The sequence below is a fragment of the Klebsiella sp. C283 genome (assembly GCF_048822555.1).
GTDB lineage: Bacteria > Pseudomonadota > Gammaproteobacteria > Enterobacterales > Enterobacteriaceae > Klebsiella > Klebsiella quasipneumoniae.
In genome coordinates this window covers 291,093-307,762 of record NZ_JBMEZS010000006.1, presented here as the reverse complement: position 1 = coordinate 307,762, position 16,670 = coordinate 291,093, and the positions used below count along the sequence as shown (strand labels likewise).

Below are 16,670 nucleotides of genomic sequence, written 5' to 3'. Positions count from 1 at the left end.
AAGGGAGATAGTATACCTGCCAGTCGTTAAAACGTCCCGTGCGCCACTTCCGCCGGGAAATGGCGATGCCAGGCGTCGAACCCGCCGTCAACGCTGTAGACCTTATCAAACCCCTGCTGCAGCAGATACTGCGCGGCGCCCTTGCTGCTGTTGCCGTGATAGCACATCACCATCACCGCCGTGTCAAAGTCGTTGTCACGCATAAACGCGCCCAGGGTATCGTTGGTCAGATGAAACGCGCCCGGCGTATGGCCCATCGCATAGCTTTGCGGATCGCGGATATCGACCAAAACCGCCGTCTGCTGATGCAGTTTCTGGTGCGCTTCTTCAACGTTGATACATTCAAACTGTTCCATGGTTCTCTTCTCTTTCTCGTCATGACGGGCAGTGGCCGGCCCAATTTTACCCTGTAGTGTACCGTCAGGCGGTAAAGAAACGCCAATATGTTACACCCATCACTCCAAAATGTTTTTTTGATGTTACCAAAAGCGCGTTTGTTTGCTATAGTGAGCGATATCGAGCATTTGTGAGCTTAAACGAAAGTGTGAGAGGGTAAGAACGTGGAAACCAAAGATCTGATTGTGATAGGCGGAGGCATCAACGGTGCCGGTATCGCGGCAGATGCCGCCGGGCGTGGTTTATCCGTACTGATGCTGGAAGCGCGCGATCTCGCCTGCGCCACCTCCAGCGCCAGTTCCAAACTGATCCACGGCGGGCTACGCTACCTCGAACACTATGAGTTCCGCCTGGTCAGCGAAGCGCTGGCCGAACGCGAAGTGCTGTTAAAAATGGCCCCGCATATCGCCTTCCCGATGCGCTTTCGTCTCCCGCATCGCCCGCATCTGCGTCCGGCATGGATGATCCGCATCGGCTTGTTTATGTACGATCATCTGGGCAAACGCACCAGTCTGCCGGGATCCACCGGCTTGCGTTTTGGCGCAGAATCGGTACTTAAGCCGGAAATTGTGCGCGGTTTCGAATATTCCGACTGCTGGGTCGACGATGCCCGCCTGGTGCTGGCCAACGCGCAGATGGTCGTCCGCAAAGGCGGCGAGGTGCGGACCCGCACTCGCGCCATCTCGGCAAAACGGGAGAACGGCCTGTGGGTGGTGGAAGCGGAAGATATCGATAGCGGCGAGAAGTTTACCTGGAAGGCGCGCGGTCTGGTCAATGCCACCGGTCCATGGGTCAAACAGTTCTTCGACGAAGGGATGCATCTCCGCTCGCCTTACGGTATTCGCCTGATCAAGGGCAGCCACATCGTGGTGCCGCGGGTGCATACCCAGAAGCAGGCCTACATTCTGCAAAACGAAGATAAACGTATTGTGTTTGTTATCCCGTGGATGGATGAGTTCTCCATCATCGGCACGACGGACGTCGAGTATAAGGGCGATCCGAAAGCGGTGGCCATTGATGATAAAGAGATTAATTACCTGCTGAACGTCTATAACGCGCACTTTAAAAAGACCCTCAGCCGGGACGATATCGTCTGGACCTACTCCGGCGTCCGTCCGCTGTGCGACGACGAGTCGGATTCACCGCAGGCGATCACCCGCGACTACACGCTGGATATTCACGATGAGAACGGCCAGGCGCCGCTGCTCTCCGTCTTCGGCGGGAAGCTGACCACCTATCGCAAACTGGCCGAGCATGCGCTGGAAAAACTGACCCCCTATTACAAAGGGATCGGCCCGGCATGGACCAAAACCGCGGTGCTCCCAGGCGGCGATATCGGCGGCGACCGCGACGACTACGCGGCAAAACTGCGCCGTCGCTTCCCGTTCATCAGTGAATCACTGGCCCGCCATTATGCCCGCACCTACGGGAGCAACAGCGAGTGGATCCTGAAGGAAGCCAGCGCCCTGAGCGATCTGGGGGAAGATTTCGGCCATGAGTTTTATGAAGCCGAGCTGAAGTATCTGGTTGAGCATGAATGGGTGCGCAGCCTGGATGACGCCATCTGGCGTCGAACCAAACAGGGCATGTGGCTGAATGGCGAGCAGCAGGCGCGCATCAGCGAATGGCTGGCGCAGCATGCGGGAAAGTCTGAGTTGTCGTTAGCGTCTTAACGCGCCCGCCTGCGCGGGCCTGGGGAAACGCCTGAGGCCGGATCCAACCGCAATAATGAAACAACGGGGCCAAATGGCCCCGTTGTGTTGCCTTGACTGGCTTACAGCCTTACCGGGTCGATATGCCAGATATATTTCGCGTACTCCTGGATCGTCCGATCGGAAGAGAAGTAGCCCATATTGGCAATATTCAGCATCGCCTTGTAGGCCCACTCTTCCGGATGTTGATACAGCTCGTCGACGCGATCCTGGCAGTCCACATAGCTACGATAGTCCGCCAGCACCTGGTAGTGGTCGCCAAAGTTAATCAGCGAATCCAGCAGGTCGCGGTAGCGCCCCGGTTCCGCCGGGCTGAAAACGCCGGTACCGATCTGCGTCAGCGCCTGGTGAAGCTCTTCATCCTGCTCGTAATATTCGCGCGGTTTATAGCCGCTGCGACGCAGCTCCTCCACCTCTTCCGCGGTGTTGCCGAAGATAAAGATATTCTCTTCGCCCACGTGCTCCTGCATCTCCACGTTCGCCCCGTCGAGGGTGCCGATCGTCAGCGCGCCGTTAAGGGCAAACTTCATATTACTGGTGCCGGAGGCTTCCGTGCCTGCGAGCGAGATCTGTTCCGACAGGTCTGCCGCCGGAATGATCAGCTGCGCCAGGCTAACGCTGTAGTTGGGGATAAAAACGACCTTCAGCTTGTCGCCAATCTGCGGATCGTTATTGATCACCGCCGCCACATCGTTGATCAGGTGAATAATATGCTTGGCCATGTAGTAGGCTGAAGCCGCCTTACCGGCGAAAATGTTCACCCGCGGCACCCACTCCGCCTGCGGATCGGCTTTGATCCGGTTATAGCGGGTAATGACGTGCAGCACATTCATCAGCTGGCGTTTGTACTCGTGAATGCGTTTGATCTGCACATCAAACAGCGCCTTCGGATTCACCACCACATTGAGCTGCTGCGCAATATAGCTGGCCAGCCGCTGTTTGTTTTCCAGTTTAGCCTGACGCACTGCCTGATTGACCGTCGGATAGTCGATATGCTGCTTCAGCTCGTCAAGCTGGCTCAGATCGGTCCGCCAGGTGCGGCCGATATGCTCATCCAGCACTTTCGACAGCGGCGGGTTGGCCAGCGCCAGCCAGCGGCGCGGCGTGACGCCGTTGGTCACGTTGATAAAGCGCATCGGGAAAATTTTGGCGAATTCGGCAAACAGCGACTCCACCATCAATCGGGAATGTAGCTCCGACACCCCATTGACCTTGTGGCTGACCACCACCGCCAGCCAGGCCATCCGCACGCGACGGCCGTTTGACTCGTCGATAATCGAGGTCCGGCTGAGCAGCGCGGTATCGTTGGGATACTGCTCCTGCAGGGTCTTGAGGAAGTAGTCGTTAATCTCAAAGATAATCTGCAGATGGCGCGGGAGAATTTTGCCCAGCATATCCACCGGCCAGGTCTCGAGCGCTTCGCTCATCAAGGTATGGTTGGTATAGGAGAAGACCTGACAGGTCACCTCGAACGCCTCGTCCCAGCTGAATTTATGCTCGTCGATAAGCAGGCGCATCAGCTCCGGTATCGACAGCACCGGGTGGGTGTCATTCAGGTGGATGGCTATCTTGTCCGCCAGGTTGTCATAGGTCTTATGCAACAGATAGTGGCGGTTCAGAATATCCTGCACCGTGGCCGAGACGAGGAAATACTCCTGGCGCAGGCGCAGCTCGCGGCCGGAGTAGGTCGAGTCGTCCGGATAGAGGACGCGGGAGACGTTTTCGGAGTGGTTCTTATCCTCTACCGCGGCGAAGTAGTCGCCCTGGTTGAACTTACCGAGGTTAATTTCGCTACTGGCCTGCGCGCTCCACAGACGCAGCGTGTTGGTGGCGTCGGTGTCAAAGCCGGGGATAATCTGATCGTAGGCTTCGGCAATGATCTCTTCCGTCTCTATCCAGCGGGTTTTCTTCCCCTCCTGCTGAATGCGGCCGCCGAAGCGCACTTTATAGCGGGTGTTGTGGCGCTCAAACTCCCACGGGTTACCATACTCCAGCCAATAGTCAGGGGACTCTTTTTGCCGGCCATCGACGATATTCTGTTTAAACATCCCGTAGTCGTAGCGGATCCCGTAGCCACGTCCCGGCAGCCCCAGCGCCGCCAGGGAGTCAAGGAAGCAGGCCGCCAGGCGGCCCAGACCGCCGTTGCCAAGCCCGGGGTCGTTCTCTTCATCGATCAGCTCTTCGAGATCGAGCCCCATCTCCGCCAGCGCGCTGCTCACATCGTCATAGATGCCGAGCGACAACAGTGCATTCGAGAGGGTACGGCCGATCAGGAACTCCATCGACAGATAGTATACCTGGCGCACTTCCTGCGAGAGCTGCGCGCGGTTGGAGCGCAGCCAGCGCTCCACCATGCGATCGCGAACGGCAAACAGCGTGGCGTTAAGCCATTCATGCTTGTTGGCGATGGCCGGATCTTTACCGATGATAAACATCAGCTTATAGGCAATAGAATGTTTTAACGCCTCAACGCTCAGCGTCGGTGATGCATAGCTAAAGGGTACATTCATAACAATGACTCCAGTGATTACATCAAGCGTTGATAAAGTTCGCGATAGGAGTTCGCGGCAACCTGCCAGCTAAAATCCATATTCATCGCCTGACGCTGCACATAGCGCCAGAGCGATGGGCGCGACCAGAGGACAAAGGCGCGACGTATAGCGCGCAGCAATGACAGCGCATTGCTGTCCTCAAAGACAAAACCTGTCGCCAGACCATCGGCAAGGTTCTCCAGCGAACTGTCAGAGACCGTGTCCGCCAGCCCGCCGGTGCGGCGCACCAGCGGCAGCGTACCGTACTTCAGACCGTACAGCTGGGTCAGGCCGCAGGGTTCAAAGCGGCTCGGGACCAGAATGACGTCGGCGCCCCCCATAATGCGGTGGGAGAAGGCCTCATGATAGCCAATCTGCACCCCCACCTTGCCCGGGTGTTCGGCAGCGGCGGCAAGGAACCCTTCCTGCAGCACCGGGTCGCCAGCGCCCAGCAGCGCCAGCTGGCCGCCCTGCTCAAGCAGGCCCGGCAGCGCTTCGAGCACCAGATCCAGCCCTTTCTGGCTGGTGAGACGGCTGACGACGGCAAACAGCGGCGCTTTATCATCGACCTTCAGGCCCATGGCGATCTGCAGCTGACGCTTGTTCTCCGCCTTCTCCTCCAGCGTGTCGCGATCGTAGCGCATCGGCAGCAGGAGGTCGTTTTGCGGGCTCCAGATACCGTCGTCAACGCCGTTGAGAATTCCCGACAGCCGCCCTTCATGATGGCGCTGACGCAGCAGCCCCTCCATGCCGTAGGCGTACTGCGGCTCGGTGATCTCGCGCGCGTAGGTCGGGCTCACCGCCGTAATATGGTCGGCGTAGTAAAGACCGGCCTTCAGAAACGAGATCTGGCCGTTAAACTCGAGGCCATGCATGTTGTAAAACGACCACGGCAGCTCGATATCATTCATATGCCAGGAGTAAAACATCCCCTGGTACGCCAGGTTGTGCACGGTAAAGACCGATTTAGCCGGACGCCCGCGCGCCGCCAGGTAGGCCGGCGTCAGGCCGGCGTGCCAGTCGTGGGCATGGACCACATCCGGGCGCCAGAACGGATCCAGTCCGCTGGCCATTTCGCTTCCCACCCATCCCAGCAGCGCAAAGCGCAGAACGTTGTCGGTATAAGCGTGCTGGTTGGTATCGTGGTAAGGGCTCCCCGGCCGGTCATAGAGATGCGGGGCGTCTATCAGATAGATCCCCACGCCGTTAAAGTGGCCGTACAGCAGCGTGATCCGCCCGGCGAACGTATCCCGGCGGGTCACCACCTGGGCATCCACCACGCCGCGGCGGATATCGGGAAACGCCGGCAACAGCACGCGCGTATCGATACCCTCCGCGATTTGCGCCGCCGGCAGCGCGCCGATGACGTCCGCCAGACCGCCCGTCTTTAACAGCGGGAACATCTCAGAACATACATGTAAGACCTGCATTAGCGCTCCTGTTTGTGCCCCAATTTCCGCAGCATGTCGCGGGTCACCAGCACGATACCTTCCTCTGAGCGATAGAAGCGGCGTGCATCCTCTTCCGCGTTCTCACCAATCACCATACCTTCCGGGATGACGCAGGCGCGGTCAATCACGCAGCGACGCAGGCGGCATGAGCGCCCCACCCAGACATCTGGCAACAAGACTGCCGAATCAATGTTACAGAATGAGTTCACCCGCACGCGCGGGAACAGCACCGACTGCACCACCACCGACCCGGAGATAATGCAGCCCCCGGAGACCAGCGAGTTCAGGGTCATGCCGTGGCTTCCGGAACGGTCCTGCACGAACTTCGCCGGCGGCAGCGATTCCATATGGGTACGGATCGGCCAGTTCTGGTCGTACATATCCAGCTCCGGCGTAACTGACGCCAGATCGAGGTTGGCCTTCCAGTAGGCCTCCAGCGTCCCCACGTCGCGCCAGTACGGCTCGGCGTTCGGGTCGGACTGCACGCAGGAGAGCGGGAAAGGATGTGCATAAGCCATGCCAGCTTCGGTGATCTTCGGAATGATGTCTTTGCCGAAATCATGGCTGGAGTGCTCGTTGCGATCGTCTTCTTCCAGCAGCTCATAAAGATAGGCGGCGTCGAAGACATAAATGCCCATGCTGGCCAGCGATTTGGTCGGGTCGGTCGGCATCGCCGGCGGGTTGGCGGGTTTCTCGACAAACTCAATGATTTTTTCGTTTTCGTCGACCGCCATGACGCCGAAGGCGGATGCCTCTTCAATGGGCACCGGCATGCAGGCCACGGTGCAACGCGCCCCTTTTTCGACATGGTCGATCAGCATGCGCGAGTAGTCCTGCTTATAAATATGGTCGCCCGCGAGGATCACCACGTACTCGGCCTTGTAGCGGCTGATGATGTCCAGGTTCTGCGTCACCGCGTCCGCCGTGCCGCGATACCAGTTTTCGCCGTGTACGCGCTGTTGGGCCGGCAGCAGATCGACAAACTCGTTCATCTCTTCGCTGAAGAACGACCAGCCGCGCTGGATGTGCTGCACCAGCGTGTGCGACTGATACTGGGTAATAACGCCGATGCGGCGGATCCCTGAGTTAATGCAGTTAGATAATGCGAAATCGATAATACGGAACTTGCCGCCGAAGTGAACGGCAGGTTTCGCACGCTTAATGGTGAGATCCTTAAGCCGGGTGCCACGGCCGCCCGCGAGGATCAACGCCACGGATTTGATAGGTAATTGACGCGCCAGCATCAGCGGATCGTTTTTTTCAAGCCTAACCATGATTAACTCCTTTTTACACCCCAGCTTTCCTGCTCATCCCGCCGCGCCGCCGCCACGGGTTCAACCGGAAGCTTCAGGGCTTACGACCTTTGAAATACGCACACTCCGTGCGCGGGCCCATGCCAGACAGCCATGATGACCGGATTATCCTCTCCGGCGAATGGAGGAACGGCGCGCCATTCCCCCTCGGGTAAAACCATATCGACCACCTCCGCGGTGGCGTTCAGCGTGAGCAGCCAGCGATCCGACAACTGGATCTGCATACACGCTGCCCCCTGCTGCCACTCCCCGGCAGTCAGCGGCTGGGCATGGCGATTAAGCCAGCGGACGCTGCCATCCCCCTCCTGCCACCAGCGGTTGCGGGTGAGCGCCGGAATGCGCCGACGCAGGTGGATCAGCGCCGCGGTAAAGGCGGTTAATCCCGGGTTCGCCTGGCGCCAGTCGAGCCAGGTAAGGGCGTTGTCCTGACAGTAGGCATTATTGTTGCCGTGCTGGCTGTGGCCCTGCTCATCGCCCGCCAGCAGCATCGGCGTCCCCTGAGCCAGCAGCAGCGTCGTCAGCAGCGCATGCACGCTGGCGCGTCGCCGTTCAATCACCGCAAAATTAGCTTCTAATCCTTCTATACCATGATTGTTGCTGTAGTTATTGTTAGTCCCATCGCGATTCTCCTCCCCGTTCGCCTCATTGTGTTTCTGATTGAAACAAACGCAGTCGCGCAGCGTGAAGCCATCGTGGGCCGTCACCAGATTGACCGTCGCCGATGGCGGCTTGCCATCACGGGCAAAGAGATCGCTGGAGGCCGCGAAGCGTTGCGCGAAATCCCCCAGGGAGACGTTTTGCTGCAGCCAGAAGCGGCGGGCGCTATCGCGAAAATGGTCGTTCCACTCGGCGAACAGCGGGGGAAAATTGCCCACCTGGTAGCCCCCCGGGCCGATATCCCAGGGTTCGGCGATCAGTTTCACCTGCGACAGCACGCTGTCGTGGCGGATAGCCTCGAACAGCGGCGCATCCTGGCGGAATTCCGGCGTCCGCCCCATCACTGAGGCGAGATCGAAGCGAAAACCGTCGACATGGCACTCATCCACCCAGAAGCGCAAACACTGGCGCGCCAGTTCCACTACCCCCGGGTGGCTGAGATTGAGCGTATTCCCGCACCCGGTCCAGTTGTGATAATCGCCATCTTCCCTTACCCAATAATAGCTACGGTTGTCGATTCCGCGCAGGGAGACGGTGGGACCTTCAAGATCGATTTCCGCGCTATGGTTAAGCACGATATCCAGAATCACCTCGATACCGGCGGCATGCAGCGCCTTAACCGCATCGCGAAACTCATCCAGGGCGCGCGTCGGGTCGCTGGCATAGCGCGGATCCAGCGCGAACCAGGCCAGCGGGTTGTAGCCCCAGTAGTTGCTCAACCCCATCCGCTGCAGTCGCGGCTCGCTGGCGAACTGCGCCACCGGCAACAGTTCAAGGGCGCTGATGCCCAGCGATTTGAAGTAAGCGATCATCACCGGGTGGCCCAGCGCCTTATACGTTCCGCGAATGGCTTCCGGCAGCTGCGGATTAAGCAGGGTGAGCCCTTTCACGTGCGCTTCATAAATCACCGTTTCCCCCCACGGGGTACGCGGCGGTTTATCGCCCAGCCAGTCGTAACGCAGATCCACTACCTGCGATTTTGGCGCTATCGCGGCGCTATCGCGATGATCCGGCTGCCACATTCCGCCGTGCAGGCGCTCGTCGTCCGGCAGATCGCCCTCAACCCGGTGAGCGCAGGGATCGAGCAGCAGCTTGGCCGGGTTAAAGCGGTGTCCCTGCGCCGGATCCCAGGGGCCATGCACCCGGTAGCCGTAGCGCAGGCCCGGCCCGACGGCAGCCAGCCAGCCGTGCCAGATGTCGCCGCTGCGCGCCGGGAGATCGAAGCGTTGCTCGTTGCCCTGCTCGTCGAACACGCACAGCTCCACCCGCTCCGCGTGGGCGGAGAAGAGGGCGAAGTTCACCCCCTTGCCGTCATAGCTGGCGCCCAACGGCGCAGGCTTGCCTGCCGCGAGGTTGGTCATTGCGCCTCCCGGACCAGCCAGATCGTCGCCAGCGGCGGCAGGGTCAGGGACAGCGAATGTTCGCGACCGTGGCTGGGGATGGCATCGCTTTCCACCACCCCGCCGTTGCCCTGGTTGCTGCCGTGATAGTGCATTGAGTCGGTATTCAACGCCTCGCGCCAGCGGCCCGGCTGGTTGATGCCGAAGCGGTAGTCGTGGCGCGGCACCGGCGTGAAGTTGCTGGCGACGATAATCTCGTTCCCCGCCCGGTCGCGGCGCACAAAGACAAACACTGAGCGCTCGTGGTCATCCACCACCAGCCATTCGAAGCCGTACGGGTCAAAGTCCAGCTCGTGCAGCGCCTTATGGTGGCGATAGGTATGGTTCAGGTCGCGCACCAGCCGCTGGACGCCGTGGTGCCAGTTGTCGCCGCCCTCCAGCAGATGCCAGTCGAGGCTGCCGTCATGGTTCCACTCGCGGCCCTGGGCGAACTCATTGCCCATAAACAGCAGCTTTTTCCCCGGGAAGGCGAACAGCCAGCCGTAGTAGGCGCGCAGGTTGGCGAACTTCTGCCAGGCGTCCCCCGGCATGCGGTCGAGAATCGATTTTTTGCCGTGCACCACTTCATCGTGGGAGAGCGGCAGCACAAAGTTCTCGGTGTAGTTGTAGAGCATGCCGAAGGTCATTTTGTCGTGATGGTAGCGGCGGTGCACCGGATCGAGTTTCATGTAATCCAGGGTGTCGTGCATCCAGCCGAGGTTCCATTTGAACCAGAAACCGAGGCCGCCGCCGGCTGGCGGACGGGTTACCCCGGCGAAATCGGTGGACTCTTCCGCCATGGTGACCGCGCCCGGCGTCTGTTCGCCAAGGATGCGGTTGGTGTTGCGCAGAAACTCAATGGCTTCCAGATTTTCCCGGCCGCCGTATTCGTTGGGGATCCACTCCCCCGCCTTGCGGCTATAGTCGCGATAGATCATCGAGGCCACCGCGTCGACGCGCAGAGCATCGATGCCGAAGCGTTCGATCCAGTACAGCGCATTTCCCACCAGGAAGTTGCTGACTTCGCGGCGTCCGTAGTTGTAGATCAGGGTATTCCAGTCCTGGTGATACCCCTCGCGCGGATCGCTGTGCTCATACAGCGCGGTGCCATCGAAAGAGGCAAGGGCAAAATCATCCGCCGGGAAGTGGCCAGGCACCCAGTCCAGAATGACGTTTAGCCCGGCGGCGTGCGCGGCGTTGATAAAGTAACGGAAATCATCGCGGGTGCCGAAACGGCAGGTCGGCGCATAGAGGCCGGTGGGTTGATAGCCCCAGCTGCCGTCGAACGGGTGCTCGTTAACCGGCAGCAGCTCGAGATGGGTGAAGCCCATCCATTTCGCGTAGGGCACCAGCTGGTCGGCCAGCTCGCGGTAGCTCAGCCAGAAATTATTGTCGGTATGGCGACGCCATGAGCCAAGATGCACTTCATAGATAGAGACAGGGGCATCGAACTGGTTCGCCGCTTTGCGGTCCGCCGGCTGTTCGACTTTAGGCGGCAGGTCGCAGATAAGCGAGGCGCTTTCCGGACGCATTTGCGATTCAAAGGCGTAAGGATCGGCTTTGACCCGCAGATGGCCGTGGGCGTCAATCAGCTCGAATTTATACAGCTGGCCATTGTGCGCGCCGGGGACGAACAGTTCCCAGATGCCGGACTCTTTGCGGAATCGCATCGGGTGGCGCCGGCCGTCCCAGTAGTTAAACTGCCCCACCACCGAGACGCGACGGGCGTTCGGCGCCCATACCGAGAAACGGGTGCCGGTGACGCCGTCCATGGTGGCGGCGTGCGCGCCCAGCGTTTCGTAAGGGCGCAGGTGGGTCCCTTCCGACAGCAGCCAGACGTCAAGATCCTGCAGCAGCGGACCAAAGCGATAAGGGTCATCAATCAGATTCTGCTGCCCGTGCCAGGTGACGGCCAGCTGATAGCGAAAGGCGTTTTTACGCCGCGGCAGAACGCCGCTGAAGAAACCACGCGAGTCGAGGCATTCGAGCTTGCCGACTTTGCGTCCGGTTTTCGGTTCAATAACCCACACATCGGTGGCATCGGGTAATAATGCGCGCACTTCCAGCCCGGCGTCGGTACGGTGCATGCCGAGCACGGAAAAAGGGTCCGCGAAATGACCGGCGATTAGCGCATTAATCACGTCTCTATCGATATGATTAGACATGCTTTCATCCTGTTGTAAGTGTCGCTCATTCCTGTAACTGGCGACTTTTTTTGACCTGAACGGCGCAGCGCTTTCTGCATCCTTCTGCTCCGTCCCACCTTCAGGTAAGGAATTCCTTACTTAAAGCATAGCCAAGGCTGAGTTACCTCCGTGGGGAAAAATCTAACATCCGCGTTTACTCCTTGTATTACGCAAAAAAAAAGGGGGCTCGAAGACCCCCTTTCTGTTCATCCTGCGCTTACGCCAGCTGGCGAAGCATCCGGCGCAGCGGCTCCGCGGCGCCCCACAGCAGCTGGTCGCCAACGGTAAAGGCCGACAGATACTCCGGCCCCATATTCAGTTTACGCAGGCGACCTACCGGGGTGGTCAGGGTGCCAGTCACCGCGGCTGGGGTCAGCTCGCGCATGGTAATGTCGCGATCGTTCGGTACCACTTTGGCCCACGGGTTGTGCGCGGCCAGCAGCTCCTCAACGGTCGGGATAGAAACATCTTTTTTCAGCTTGATGGTGAACGCCTGGCTGTGGCAGCGCAGCGCGCCGACGCGGACGCACAGGCCGTCTACCGGGATAACGGACGAGGTGGCGAGGATCTTGTTGGTCTCCGCCTGGCCTTTCCACTCTTCGCGGCTCTGGCCGTTATCCAGCTGTTTGTCGATCCACGGGATCAGGCTGCCCGCCAGCGGTACGCCGAAGTTATCCACCGGCAGCTCGCCGCTGCGGGTCAGCGACGTCACTTTGCGCTCGATATCCAGAATGGCGGAAGCCGGGTCCGCCAGCTCTGCCGCGACGTGGTTGTGCAGCTGGCCCATCTGGCTCAGCAGTTCGCGCATATGACGCGCGCCGCCGCCGGAAGCCGCCTGGTATGTCGCCACGCTGACCCACTCCACCAGATCCTGGGCAAACAGGCCGCCGAGGGACATCAGCATCAGGCTGACGGTACAGTTGCCGCCGACAAAGGTTTTTACGCCGTTGTTCAGGCCGGCAGTGATCACGTCCTGGTTAACCGGGTCGAGGATAATGATCGCATCGTCCTTCATGCGCAGCGAAGAGGCAGCGTCAATCCAGTAACCCTGCCAGCCGCTTTCGCGCAGCTTCGGGTAAATCTCGTTGGTGTAATCGCCGCCCTGGCACGTGACAATAATGTCCAGTGCCTTCAGCGCGTCCAGATCGAACGCATCCTGGAGCGTGCCACCGGTGCTACCGCCGAAAGACGGCGCTGGCTGTCCCAGCTGGGAGGTAGAGAAGAACACCGGGCGAATGGCGTCGAAGTCGCGCTCTTCAACCATGCGTTGCATGAGAACAGAGCCGACCATTCCGCGCCAGCCGATAAAACCAACATTTTTCATAACGTATTCCTGCGAGGTGTGTGCTGTTTGTGCCTGACCAGTTTCCAACTGGATTATCCCTCACCTTACAAAATGCAGCTAAAGTCGCAAGTGAAATTAATCAATGATTGCTGAACAATCAGAAAAGCAACTTATCCTGCACATTGTCCACCGTCGCTGGTCGTCGTCAAAGCGCAATGATTATCGGGGAAATCACCAAGGGAATGGAACATTTTCCGTCGCGATTTTATTGATCCTGATTATGGATTAAGCGCGAAATCCTCTGATTTCCCCCTTGCCAAAAACAGGCAACAAACCCAGGTGCAGCAAGGCTTGCCGAAGGATACGAGCATCGTCGTAGCGCTAATAAAGGCGAGGAGCGGAAAGAGAAAAGAGGGAAAAAGCGCGGCTTATCGCCGGGAAGCCAGGGTAAACGGCGTTACCCTGGCTTTTGGCCACCCGCGAGCGGGTGGCGAACAGACTTAGCTCAGCAGCTGGAAGGCGATCATGCCGACAATCGCCCCGGTGGTGCCGAGGATGGTTTCCATCATCGTCCAGGTTTTCAGCGTCTGGGCTTCGGTGGCGCCGGTAAATTTACCGAACAGCCAGAAGCCGGCGTCGTTCACATGGCTCACGACAATCGAGCCGCCGGCGATACAGATAGACAAGGCCGCCATCTGCGCGCCGCTGTAGTTCAGTTGCTCAATCACCGGCATCACCAGGCCGACCGCCGTCAGGCACGCCACGGTGGCGGAGCCCTGGATGATACGCACCGCCGCCGCCAGCACGAAGCAGGTAATGGCGATCGGCAGCCCCATGCCGGTCAGCGCTTCACCCAGCGCCGGGCCGACGCCGGAGTCAACCAGCACCTGCTTGAAGACGCCGCCTGCCCCGATCACCAGCAGGATAATGCCCGCCGGCTGCAGCGCATGACCGCAGATCTCCATCACCCGGTCTTTCGCCATCCCCTGACGTACCGCCAGGCCGTAGATCGCCACCAGGCAGGCCACCAGGATCGCGGTGAATGGGTGACCGATAAATTCAAACCATTCGTAAGCGGTCGACCCCACCGGCACAAAGCGCGCGGCGATGGTTTTCAGGCCTACCAGCACCAGCGGCAGCAGGATCAGCGACAGACTGAAGCCGAAGGAGGGCATTTTGCCTTCGCCGAGATGCGGCTCTGTCACGTCATCAGGAATATGCAGCTCAACGTAGCGGCTGATGAAGTTGCCCCACAGCGGCCCGGCGATAATCATTCCCGGAATGGCCGCGCACAGGCCAATCAGGATCATCCAGCCAAAGTCGGCGTGCATTTGCGACGCCAGCAGCATCGGCGCCGGTCCCGGCAGCAGGAACGCCGCGGCGGCGGCCACCCCGGCAAACAGCGGGATCACCAGCTTCACGAGGTTAGTGCCGGTATGGCGCGCCATCGAGAAGGCGACGCTGATCAGTAGCACGATCGCCACTTCGAAAAACAGCGGCAGCGCGCAGATGAGGCCGGCGAGACCAATCGCATAGTGCGCGCGATTGTGGCCGAAGGATTTGAGCATCTTGACGGCAATCTGATCGACCGCCCCCGTTTCATGCAGGATCTTCCCGAACATCGCGCCCAGCGCGACGACGATCGCCAGGAAGCCCAGCGTACCGCCCATCCCCTTCTCCATCGTCGCCGCGATTTTATCCAGCGGCATGCCGGAGAAGAGACCTGCGCCAATAGAAACCACCATCAAAGCCACGAAGGCGTGCATCCGCGCCTTCATGACTAAAAACAGCAGCAGCAATACCGAGCCGACTGCTGTTAAAACAAGCGTTAAAGTACTCACTAGTGACTGCCTTTGTTGATCACCTCAATGGTGCTGGCCACCACGCCTTCCAGCGGCTGGTCGATATCGACGATAAGCACATCGCTCTCGTCGGCGCCTGGTTCCTGCAGCGTTTCAAACTGCGTCACCAACATTTGGGTTTTGAAGAAGTGCCCTTTACGCGCCTTCAGACGGTTTTCGATCACCTCGAAGTCGCCTTTCAGGTAGATGAAGGAGAGGTTCGGGTTGCCCTTGCGCAGAATGTCGCGATAGCTCTTCTTCAGCGCCGAACAGACGATCAGCGACACCTTATTGGTACGCTGCATGGCAAACGCGGCGTCATTTAGCGCCTGCAGCCACGGGGTACGGTCGTCATCGTTGAGCGGCTCACCGGAGGCCATCTTGGTGATATTGCTGCGCGGATGCAGAAAGTCGCCGTCGAGAAACGCGGCATGCAGCTGATGCGCCACTTCGCTGGCGACAGCGGATTTCCCGCTGCCGGAAACGCCCATCAGAACGTAGACGTGGTGATCATGATTAGTCGTGCTCAAAGCATCCTCCCACCGGACTGGTACGCCGCGCCGGGGCTGACTCATTGAGCGCGAAGGCGGCGTATCGGTTAATTGTTACGGGTAACTGTTATCGGTAACATTGTCATGCCGGACCTGTGGAGAAGCAATATCCATTCGTGCCAGATGTGAATATGTGTGATCTACTTCAAACTTGTCAGTTTAAATTGATCCGCCCGGTGACAATGTGAAACCTAAATCTAACATCTTAGGGGTAATCGCTTCGCCACGAATGCGCGCCAGCAGACGTTCGGCGCCAATGCGCCCCATCCGCTCGCGCGGGGTCAGGACGCTGGCCAGCCGCGGCTCCATCACCTGGCCGATATCGTGGCCGTGGAAACCGGCTATCGCCATGTCGTCCGGGATCTTCAGCCCCAGGCGCTGGCACTCAAAGGCCGCGCCGACCGCGAGGTCATCGTTGGTGCAAAAGATGCCGTCAAGCTGCGGGTATTCGCGGCGCGCCTGGCGCATCAGCTCAATCCCGGATGAATAGGACGAGGACTGCTCCACCATCACGCTGTAGGGCGTCATGCCCGCATCGAGCATCGCCTGCTCGTACCCCTTCTGTTTGATGATAGTACGTTCATCAAGACGCGCGCCGAGATAAGCAACGTGGCGGTGGCCGCGGGCGATAATCGCCGCCGTCATCTGCCGCGCCGCTTCGAAGTTATCGAAACCGACCGCGATATCAAGGCACGGTGACTGGCTGTCCATTAGCTCCACCACCGGAATGCCGGCGACTTCAATCATCTTCAGGGTGCGGGGCGTATGGGTGCGTTCGGTGAGGATCAGGCCGTCAATGTTCCAGGAGAGCATCGATTCGAGGCGTTTCTCTTCCATTTCCGGCTTGTAGCCGTAGTGCGCCAGCATGGTTTGATAGCCGAAGGCGTCAGTGACGCTTTCAATCCCGCGCAGCACTTCCGAGAACACCTGGTTGGTTAACGATGGCAGCAGCACGCCAATGGCGCGGCTGGTGGCGTTGGAGAGAATGTCAGGGGCGCGATTGGGAATATAACCCAGTTCATCGAGGGCAACGGCAATCTTGCCACGCAGCGCTTCGGAGACCTGCTCCGGGTTGCGTAAATAGCGACTGACCGTCATTTTGGTCACGCCGACAAGATCGGCTACATCCTGAAGTACGGGTCTTTTCTTTTTCATCGTCCTGACTGTGATCAACGGGGAACATTTTCTCAGTTTATCACGGACAAAGCGCAACCTTCCCTAACATGAGGGAAGGCTACGCAATTTATTTATACCTATCATACTTCGAGTTGCATGCGCGTTGGCTTTCCTCGCTCACCCCCAGTCACTTACTTAAGTAAGCTCCTGGGGATTCTCTGCGTCGCCGCCTTTCTGCAACTCGAATTATTT

The 16,670-nt window shown here is 59.2% G+C and carries 11 protein-coding genes and 1 pseudogene; 2 read left to right on the top strand and 10 right to left on the bottom strand.

The features are described 5' to 3' along the window. Positions 1-26: 26 nt before the first annotated feature. Complete coding sequence (gene glpE, locus ACOI7Z_RS14170) at positions 27-356, bottom strand: thiosulfate sulfurtransferase GlpE (protein WP_023291211.1); 330 nt, start codon at positions 354-356, stop codon at positions 27-29. Between the two features lie 204 nt (positions 357-560). Between glpE and glpD the strand changes: the two genes are divergently transcribed. After that, positions 561-2,069 carry a glycerol-3-phosphate dehydrogenase gene (gene glpD / locus ACOI7Z_RS14165; RefSeq protein WP_004202136.1) on the top strand — a complete coding sequence of 503 codons (1,509 nt, stop codon included), beginning with the start codon at positions 561-563 and terminating at the stop codon, positions 2,067-2,069. Between the two features lie 101 nt (positions 2,070-2,170). Here glpD and glgP read toward each other — a convergent pair whose 3' ends face one another. The 6 genes from glgP to asd all read right to left on the bottom strand — a co-directional run bounded on the left by glgP (position 2,171) and on the right by asd (position 12,949). After that, complete coding sequence (glgP, locus tag ACOI7Z_RS14160) at positions 2,171-4,618, bottom strand: glycogen phosphorylase (protein ID WP_023291212.1); 2,448 nt, start codon at positions 4,616-4,618, stop codon at positions 2,171-2,173. Between the two features lie 17 nt (positions 4,619-4,635). Next, positions 4,636-6,069: a glycogen synthase GlgA gene (gene glgA / locus ACOI7Z_RS14155; RefSeq protein WP_004202133.1), complete on the bottom strand. Its 1,434-nt coding sequence runs from the start codon at positions 6,067-6,069 to the stop codon at positions 4,636-4,638. Next, a complete protein-coding gene (gene glgC / locus ACOI7Z_RS14150; RefSeq protein ID WP_023286919.1) occupies positions 6,069-7,364 on the bottom strand; it encodes a glucose-1-phosphate adenylyltransferase in 1,296 nt (431 codons plus the stop codon). The genes glgA and glgC overlap by 1 nt, the downstream gene beginning before the upstream one ends. A gap of 80 nt (positions 7,365-7,444) precedes the next feature. Beyond that, the gene (gene glgX / locus ACOI7Z_RS14145) at positions 7,445-9,421 is read right to left on the bottom strand and encodes a glycogen debranching protein GlgX (RefSeq protein ID WP_048335467.1); all 1,977 of its coding nucleotides are present in this window, start codon (positions 9,419-9,421) and stop codon (positions 7,445-7,447) included. Next, entirely contained in the window at positions 9,418-11,604 is a 2,187-nt protein-coding gene (gene glgB, locus ACOI7Z_RS14140) for a 1,4-alpha-glucan branching enzyme (protein ID WP_420702311.1), read from the bottom strand. The genes glgX and glgB overlap by 4 nt, the downstream gene beginning before the upstream one ends. A 238-nt stretch (positions 11,605-11,842) precedes the next feature. Continuing rightward, complete coding sequence (gene asd, locus ACOI7Z_RS14135; protein ID WP_023291215.1) at positions 11,843-12,949, bottom strand: aspartate-semialdehyde dehydrogenase; 1,107 nt, start codon at positions 12,947-12,949, stop codon at positions 11,843-11,845. Positions 12,950-13,052: 103 nt separating this feature from the next. Here asd and ACOI7Z_RS14130 point away from each other — a divergent pair. Next, a pseudogene (locus ACOI7Z_RS14130) lies at positions 13,053-13,414 on the top strand (hypothetical protein). Here ACOI7Z_RS14130 and gntU read toward each other — a convergent pair. The 3 genes from gntU to gntR form a co-directional block, all read right to left on the bottom strand. After that, positions 13,411-14,751 carry a gluconate transporter gene (gene gntU / locus ACOI7Z_RS14125; RefSeq protein ID WP_004202127.1) on the bottom strand — a complete coding sequence of 447 codons (1,341 nt, stop codon included), beginning with the start codon at positions 14,749-14,751 and terminating at the stop codon, positions 13,411-13,413. The pseudogene ACOI7Z_RS14130 and the gene gntU sit on opposite strands and share 4 nt — an antisense overlap. Next, on the bottom strand, positions 14,751-15,281 hold the full coding sequence (gene gntK / locus ACOI7Z_RS14120) for a gluconokinase (protein WP_004202126.1): 531 nt from the start codon (positions 15,279-15,281) through the stop codon (positions 14,751-14,753). Before gntK ends, gntU begins: the two co-directional genes overlap by 1 nt. 180 nt (positions 15,282-15,461) lie before the next feature. After that, the gene (gntR, locus tag ACOI7Z_RS14115) at positions 15,462-16,457 is read right to left on the bottom strand and encodes a gluconate operon transcriptional repressor GntR (protein WP_023291217.1); all 996 of its coding nucleotides are present in this window, start codon (positions 16,455-16,457) and stop codon (positions 15,462-15,464) included. Positions 16,458-16,670 lie beyond the last annotated feature (213 nt).